The following is a 6,855-nucleotide window of genomic DNA, read 5'->3' as shown; positions in this document are numbered from 1 at the left end:
TTAATGATGAACGGTCTATTTCATGCTGCTGCGCGTTCAATCTTGTGGGGGATATCCATTCTAATTATGTTATTCTCTATCGTGCTCTTTACTTTTAGTGATCATATTGCTCATGCTGCGCCTACCCGCATGGTTTTGTATGTTAAATCATCTCCTGACGCGAATTTCTCCACGATTCAACCAATCCAACCCACTTTATTGGACAGTGCAGTATACCAGAGAGAATCCCCTATGCCTGCTACTGACCTATATATAAAGTTTAAGAACGATTCAAAAGAAATCGTTTACGAGGTGGATTCTTTGGGAAATCTGCATTTGGAAAACGGTGAGACGATGATCCTTCGTCCAGAGGCCCGGAGGAAACTGTTAAATGATGCATTCGCATTGCGAGCAAAGCACTATGGGCAGTTGCTTTCTTGGCAGGAAGTGGACGGCCACATTCCACGAAAAGCCAAGCTTACAGTCATCGATTTGGAAACAGGATTACGCTTCAACGCCCAGCGAAGAGCAGGCAGTAAGCATGCGGACGTTCAACCTTTGACTAAGATCGATACCGGAATAATGAAAAAAATTTATAATGGCAAGTGGAGTTGGCATCGAAGAGCAATACTTGTCGAAGCCAACGGTCATAAATTGGCAGCTTCCATGCATGGAATGCCACACGGTGGAGATGGAATTCCGGATAATGAGTTTAGAGGACATTTCTGTATTCATTTTATGGGGAGTACTACTCATGGCAAAGGCAAAGTTGATTATGGTCATCAGTTAATGGTGGCAAAAGCGTCAGGGACTCTAACGCCCTTTTTAAACAGACTTGATCCATATGAAATAATCAATACTTTTTTCCTTGCTGCTGAATATGGAGATCGAGGAATTATGTTGGCCGTCTTCCCAGAAGGTAAACATCCTCAGGCCCAAGTAAGGCATTTCGGCAACGAAGAAGCAATTGTACGTCATCGGTTCATGGATCAAGAAGAGATTACTGGTTCCGAGTTAGCCGTTGATATCCCTGTAGAAATCTGTCAAGTAAGGGCGGGACGATGTATGAACAAATCCATAAGCATATTCAAATTAAGAAGGCTTTCCATAATTGATACCTGGAGAATTGATGAAATTCTTCAATCCTGCAACTTATAAAGAAACAATCCAATAGATAACCTAGCTAACTCGCACACATAAAATTCACTACATTTGGAGGTAAACGTATCATGATTCAAAGCGAAACTATACAGATGGATATGTACCAGTGCGGCGATGAAGCCGCCAGACTGTTACCGGTCTCGTTCGACGAATGGGAAAATCGAGCTAAGAAAATTCTTGCCGCAGGACCGTTTGGTTATGTTTACGGAGCTGCAGGAGCAGGTGATACGCATCATGGAAATGTAGAAGCTTTTCAAAATTATCGCATCAGGCCAAGGGTTTGTTGTGATATTTCCAAATGCGACCTTTCAATATCAATTTTCGGAACCCAGTTCCCGGTTCCTTTCCTGTTGGCACCGATCGGGGTAAATACGATTCTTCATTCCGACGGCGAACTGGCCCCAGCTAAAGCCGCGGCGAAACTGGGAGTTCCTTATATTCTAAGTAATGTTTCCAGTGTACCCATGGAACAAGTGGCTAAAGCGATGGGGGATGGTATTAGATGGTTCCAACTCTATCCTCCGAAAGATCATGAACTTACAAAAAGTTTTCTAAAACGTGCAGAAGACTCCGGTTTCAAGGCCATAGTCGTCACAGTTGATTCGACCCTTCTTGGCTGGCGCGAGACTGATTTGCAAAACGCATACTTGCCGTTCCTTACAGGACAAGGAATGGGCAATTATTTCACCGATCCCGTTTTTTGTGCCAAGCTAAAGGAAGCACCTGATCAAAACATCAAAGAGGCCGCTTTAAAGGCGCTGGAGGAAGGGAATAACACCTGTTTTACTTGGAAAGAGCTTGACTTTATTCGTGAACATACCCGCTTGCCTTTGCTGATAAAAGGGATTACCCATCCGGACGATGCACTATTGGCCATGGAACATGGCGTCGACGGCATTATCGTTTCGAACCACGGAGGACGGCAGCTTGATGGAGCGGTGGCGACATTGGACGCCTTACCTTCCATTAGCGAATCGATACAAGGCAAAATCCCAATTATCATGGATAGCGGCATTCGCAGAGGAGCAGATATCCTGAAAGCCATCGCTCTTGGCGCTACTGCAGTTCTCATTGGTCGCCCGTATGCTTATGCGTTAGCCGTGGCAGGAAAATCGGGGGTAGAAGAGGTGATTAAGCACTTTGTTGCGGAAACTGAACTGCAATTGGCGATATCTGGGCGAAGTCGCATTCGAGAAGTGGATCAATCCTTAATTATGAAAGTGAAATGACCCCATAAATCGAGCTTAAAATGGGAGGGCTGTAAATGGATCTTCGTTTTATTTGGGAAGCTCTGATCGTGCTATCTGTCGGATTCTGCTTGCTGCGTATTCTAGGCAAAAAAACAGCAGGTGAAATGACAGGGCTTGAAATTATTACTTTGCTGGCGATGGCCTCTATGATCGGACATGCCGTTTCTGGAGACGGGTTATGGAAAACGATTGTTACCTTATGTATTTTCGTGGCACTTTTATTAACCATCCAGTCTCTCGCGTTAAAGTTTGATTGGATTGAGAGGTGGTTCATGGGCAGAGCGACGCTTGTCATTCAAGATGGTGAGGTGATCCCGGAAAATCTGAAAAAGCTACGCTTGTCCATTGATCAATTGGAAGCAAAACTGCGAGAAAAGGGCATTTCATCTATTGCCGATGTCAAGAGTGCTACGATTGAAATGAGTGGGCAAATCGGTTATGAATTAATGGAACATGCCAAACCGATTACGATTGGAGAATTCAAAAAGACATTGGCACAATTGCAGGTGAAGCCTCCACAACATCCAAAACAAAACAGCAATCTTTTTAACGAAGTCATACTCCAGGAGCACCAACATCCAATTTCTCCTGAATTGGAATAACGACAAATGGAGTAAAGATACACTTTTCAATCCAGCAATCCCAATTCTTCGTATACCTTTTCTGAGACGACTCCATTCCGCAGCAAGTGACGATCTCGTTGGAATTTTTTAAGGGCAGTGGTTGTATTCGAGCGAAACTTGCCGTCACATACCCCGTCGAAATATCCAGCACTTTTCAGCCGATTCTGGATCAGTTGTACATCAGCGCCGACATCGCCTTCCGCAATCCTTCTCGGTTCTTGATCAGGTTCTCCAAGCACATGCCCGAAAATCGTAACTTTTGTCCCGATAGGGATAATATCGTACAATTCTTCGACATCACGGTTTTGCATTCGAATACAACCGTGGCTTAAATGTTGGCCAATGGAATTTGGTCTATTCGTTCCATGTATGCCATAGTTTCCCCACGGGACGTTCAGACCAAGCCAGCGGGGACCAAAAGAAGTTCCCCAATTTTTCCCTTTATATGAAATGAGATATTCACCAACTGGAGTCGGAGTCGATGGATTCCCGACAGCTACCAGGTATGTTTTGTAAGGTTGCTCATTCATCAAAACGACCAGTTTATGCCGAAGCGGATAAACTTCAATGGATAACCCTCCTTTTTCCGCTACGATGGGCAGAGCAGGATCAGCATAGGTCTGCTCAAGAACGACTCCAAGCAGAAAAAACAAAATCACAGCACTTTGTAATAGTAAAAATTGAAGTCGACGCATCTGATTTCCCCGCTTTTCTTGTTGATTTTGTAAAATTTATATATAATCCAGTTACATCGTTCTTTCTTCACACAATCAATTGTAACCATCTCAATTACCTTATTTAAACGTTGGCATTTTAATGGCTGCCCGGGTTTGATGACAATTTCGCGCACTATAATTAATTTCTCAAATTGCTGTTATCTGTTTTTTGCTTCTTGTCTAAAAATGTTCATATAAGAATTAAAAATTTCCAATCTTCATGATATTTATTCGTCACCTCCATAATGAACTTATAAAAAAATTAAAGCCACCACCTACTGAGAACTTCGGAAGAGTTCTGTAAAAGAAACGGAGGGAAATGAATTTTGAAATGACAATTCAGGGTTAAGGAACAGTCTGCGAAAAATAATTCAGAATAATTTGAATATGTTGTTTTTCTAAAAGTGATCGATTGTACTTCGCTTATTATTAGCGCAATCTGAATATTTGGAACAATTCGAATGATACAATAGTACCGTGGTGGGAAATTTCTTGAAAAGAATAACTAAAGCCTGAGGAGTGTGAAATAATTGTAGAACGAGATACGGCAAATGAGAAGCATTTGGAGGATGACAAGTTGAATATCGTATTAATTGGTATGCCGACTGCTGGTAAAAGCACAGCGGGAATTATTCTGGCCAAAATAATTGGCTATGACTTTGTGGATAGTGATCTTCTAATTCAAAAACAGGAAAATCGACTGTTAAGGCAAATCATAGAGCAAAAAGGCATTGAAGGCTTTATTTCCATTGAAAACCGTGTAAATGCAGCATTGCGTGTAGATCATACAGTCATTTCTACAGGAGGAAGTGTTGTATTTGGGAAGGCAGCGATGGCCAATCTTAAAGATATCGGGACGGTTGTTTATCTGAAACTGAGTTATGAAACGATTAAGAAACGTCTTGAAAATGCCAAACGTAGAGGCGTTGTCATTAGAGAAAATCAATCATTACACGACTTATACCATGAAAGATGCCCATTGTATGAATGTTATGCTGATGTCACTATTGATGCCGAGAGCTTGAACGTCGAACAATTAGTTCAGAAACTACAGGAGCTTGGAGATGATTCCATTAAAACGAATGATTAAGCAATCCTGAGCTTGTTCAATGTAACAATGAGACCATCTGTCCTTCATACGAATCTGGGAGTAACATGGCTAGCGTCAATAAGGGAAAAAGGATGATCATGATGACATACCATTTATATCATTACTATGATGAAGATATTGGTCCGTTTAGAAGCTTATCGCTGCTTTCTGAAGAGAAAGCACATAGGGTATTTAATCGCATAAGACTTGAGGGTAATACTTTCGCAAGCAGAAGATCAAATGATTATATGGCCATACGCAAAGAGCTGGAAGCACTTGCTCACGATCAATTCATCTCAAAAGGTGGAAAACCTAAAAGTATATTCCCTAATTATATGACATTAGAAACTTGTGATTGGCTTAAGACTTGGTATAAGAAGCCCAAATCGATCGTCATTCCGTGGGATGAATTTAATGATGACTCCATCAGTTTTACTTATGGCGATCTGTTCCCGACGATGAGATATCAAGATGATAAACCCTATCGAAAGAAAATTTACACAAGAAATGAAATCGCTGAACTAATTAAAAAGTTTGGATTTCCTCAAATCTGGAATATGGATGGAAACAAAGGGCCAGAACGCTATATTGAGGCACAAATATGGGATGAAGAAATCATTGCAAGATATATCCACTGAGTGAAGGGGGAATAAATTTGGATACGAGTCAACTCTATTTGGACAGCATTAAAAAGCAATTCCAGTACTACAAAGCACTTGGGGAGAAAGCGATGCATCAGGTTGAGGCGGAGCAGTTATTTGTCACGTATAATGATGATTCCAACAGTATCGCTACAATTGTAAAACACTTGTGGGGGAACATGCTTTCCAGATGGACAGATTTTTTGACCAGCGATGGAGAGAAAGCTTGGAGGGATAGAGATGCGGAATTTGAAAATGACATCGTTTCAAGAGAGATGTTGTTAGAGAAGTGGAATGGGGGCTGGACATGTCTGTTCGATGCTCTTCAATCCATTAAACCTGACCAACTAACCCAGATTATTTATATACGGAATGAAGGACATACCGTTATGGAAGCTATAAACAGGCAGCTAGCTCATTACCCTTACCATGTAGGACAAATGATATATGCAGCCAAAATGCTGAAGAATGGTAACTGGGAAAGCTTATCGGTTCCAAAGAACGGTTCAAAGCAATATAATGCGAAAAAATTTTCTCAAGACAAATCAACAAAGAACTTTATTGATGATGAACTGAAGAAGCTTGAATAGTCTTAGACACAGGAGAACTGACAAAAAGTTATAAGAAGAGATTAGAATGACAGTAGCTTGAGTGAGTACTCTGGCGAAAAAGATTATGAGGAGCAGAAAATCATGATTCAAACCTTATATGAAACCCATTTGCAGGTGAGCGATCTTGACGCATCCATTGATTTCTACATAAACCTTGGGCTTGAACTGGGATTAAAGGCAGAGAGCAGAAGGGTCGCTTATTTATATATCGGAAAGGATCGTCAGATGTTGGGTCTATGGGAAGTACCGAAAGGAAATGAAATCAGCAAAAGACACTTTGCCTTTGGAACGGATCTTGATTTGCTAACGAAGACAATTGACTGGCTAAAAGAAAAAGGGATTCAGCCCGTTACGATGTTAGGCAAAGAACCGATAGAACCGATTGTTCATGCTTGGATGCCCGCGGCTGCTGTATACTTTAACGATCCTGACGGGAATGAACTGGAACTAATTTCTTGGCTGCCCAATGATCCATGCGATATTGAAGGGGTAGTGTATTTAAGTGAATGGCAAGAAATGATGAAAGACAAATAACAAGTATAGATTGCATGCAACAATTAATGGGAGGGATTGTATGCAGTTTGTCATATTTTATTCAATATGTAGACTCTCTTCAAAATTTGAGAAGGGGACTTTGGAATGAGCAACCTGATTCTGATCGAACCCTCAAAATCATATCAAAAACATTATATTGAAATGATTGAGGATTGGAAAACGACTGGTGAGAAAAAGATTCCTTTTGTTTTGGCTCAACCTCACAATCAGTGCTTGATAATCAGCGTAG

8 protein-coding genes are annotated in these 6,855 nt (G+C 41.2%); 7 read left to right on the top strand and 1 reads right to left on the bottom strand.

The window, feature by feature from the left end; genetic code table 11:
* Window positions 1-3: 3 nt before the first annotated feature.
* The 3 genes from M6D81_RS31180 to M6D81_RS31170 all read left to right on the top strand — a co-directional run bounded on the left by M6D81_RS31180 (window position 4) and on the right by M6D81_RS31170 (window position 2,992).
* Window positions 4-1,137, top strand: a complete 1,134-nt coding sequence (locus tag M6D81_RS31180) for a hypothetical protein (RefSeq protein WP_262681522.1) — start codon at window positions 4-6, stop codon at window positions 1,135-1,137.
* 71 nt (window positions 1,138-1,208) lie between these two features.
* On the top strand, window positions 1,209-2,369 hold the full coding sequence (locus M6D81_RS31175) for an alpha-hydroxy-acid oxidizing protein (RefSeq protein ID WP_317259188.1): 1,161 nt from the start codon (window positions 1,209-1,211) through the stop codon (window positions 2,367-2,369).
* 35 nt (window positions 2,370-2,404) lie between these two features.
* Window positions 2,405-2,992, top strand: a complete 588-nt coding sequence (locus tag M6D81_RS31170; protein WP_262681517.1) for a DUF421 domain-containing protein — start codon at window positions 2,405-2,407, stop codon at window positions 2,990-2,992.
* A 26-nt stretch (window positions 2,993-3,018) separates the two neighbouring features.
* Here the strand turns inward: M6D81_RS31170 and M6D81_RS31165 are convergent, their stop codons facing one another.
* Complete coding sequence (locus M6D81_RS31165) at window positions 3,019-3,708, bottom strand: L,D-transpeptidase family protein (RefSeq protein WP_262681516.1); 690 nt, start codon at window positions 3,706-3,708, stop codon at window positions 3,019-3,021.
* Between the two features lie 598 nt (window positions 3,709-4,306).
* Between M6D81_RS31165 and M6D81_RS31160 the strand changes: the two genes are divergently transcribed.
* From M6D81_RS31160 to M6D81_RS31145, 4 genes are all read left to right on the top strand, one after another.
* A complete protein-coding gene (locus M6D81_RS31160; RefSeq protein ID WP_262681515.1) occupies window positions 4,307-4,819 on the top strand; it encodes a shikimate kinase in 513 nt (170 codons plus the stop codon).
* A gap of 65 nt (window positions 4,820-4,884) precedes the next feature.
* On the top strand, window positions 4,885-5,457 hold the full coding sequence (locus M6D81_RS31155; RefSeq protein ID WP_262681514.1) for a hypothetical protein: 573 nt from the start codon (window positions 4,885-4,887) through the stop codon (window positions 5,455-5,457).
* Window positions 5,458-5,474: 17 nt separating this feature from the next.
* Window positions 5,475-6,050 carry a DUF1572 domain-containing protein gene (locus M6D81_RS31150; RefSeq protein WP_262681513.1) on the top strand — a complete coding sequence of 192 codons (576 nt, stop codon included), beginning with the start codon at window positions 5,475-5,477 and terminating at the stop codon, window positions 6,048-6,050.
* A gap of 102 nt (window positions 6,051-6,152) precedes the next feature.
* Window positions 6,153-6,605, top strand: a complete 453-nt coding sequence (locus M6D81_RS31145; protein WP_262681512.1) for a VOC family protein — start codon at window positions 6,153-6,155, stop codon at window positions 6,603-6,605.
* The last annotated feature ends 250 nt before the right edge of the window (window positions 6,606-6,855 follow it).

The organism is Paenibacillus sp. J5C2022 (genome assembly GCF_025567625.1).
Taxonomy (GTDB): domain Bacteria; phylum Bacillota; class Bacilli; order Paenibacillales; family Paenibacillaceae; genus Pristimantibacillus.
Note: the sequence above shows the minus strand (reverse complement) of the source record. Positions and strands in the feature narration are given on the sequence as shown.

What these genes read in the sequence shown, in the direction of transcription:
- M6D81_RS31180 (WP_262681522.1), top strand. Translation starts at nt 4, where the DNA reads ATGATGAACGGTCTATTTCATGCTGCTGCGCGTTCAATCTTGTGGGGG.
- M6D81_RS31175 (WP_317259188.1), top strand. Translation starts at nt 1,209, where the DNA reads ATGATTCAAAGCGAAACTATACAGATGGATATGTACCAGTGCGGCGAT.
- M6D81_RS31170 (WP_262681517.1), top strand. Translation starts at nt 2,405, where the DNA reads ATGGATCTTCGTTTTATTTGGGAAGCTCTGATCGTGCTATCTGTCGGA.
- M6D81_RS31165 (WP_262681516.1), bottom strand. Translation starts at nt 3,708, where the DNA reads ATGCGTCGACTTCAATTTTTACTATTACAAAGTGCTGTGATTTTGTTT.
- M6D81_RS31155 (WP_262681514.1), top strand. Translation starts at nt 4,885, where the DNA reads ATGGCTAGCGTCAATAAGGGAAAAAGGATGATCATGATGACATACCAT.
- M6D81_RS31145 (WP_262681512.1), top strand. Translation starts at nt 6,153, where the DNA reads ATGATTCAAACCTTATATGAAACCCATTTGCAGGTGAGCGATCTTGAC.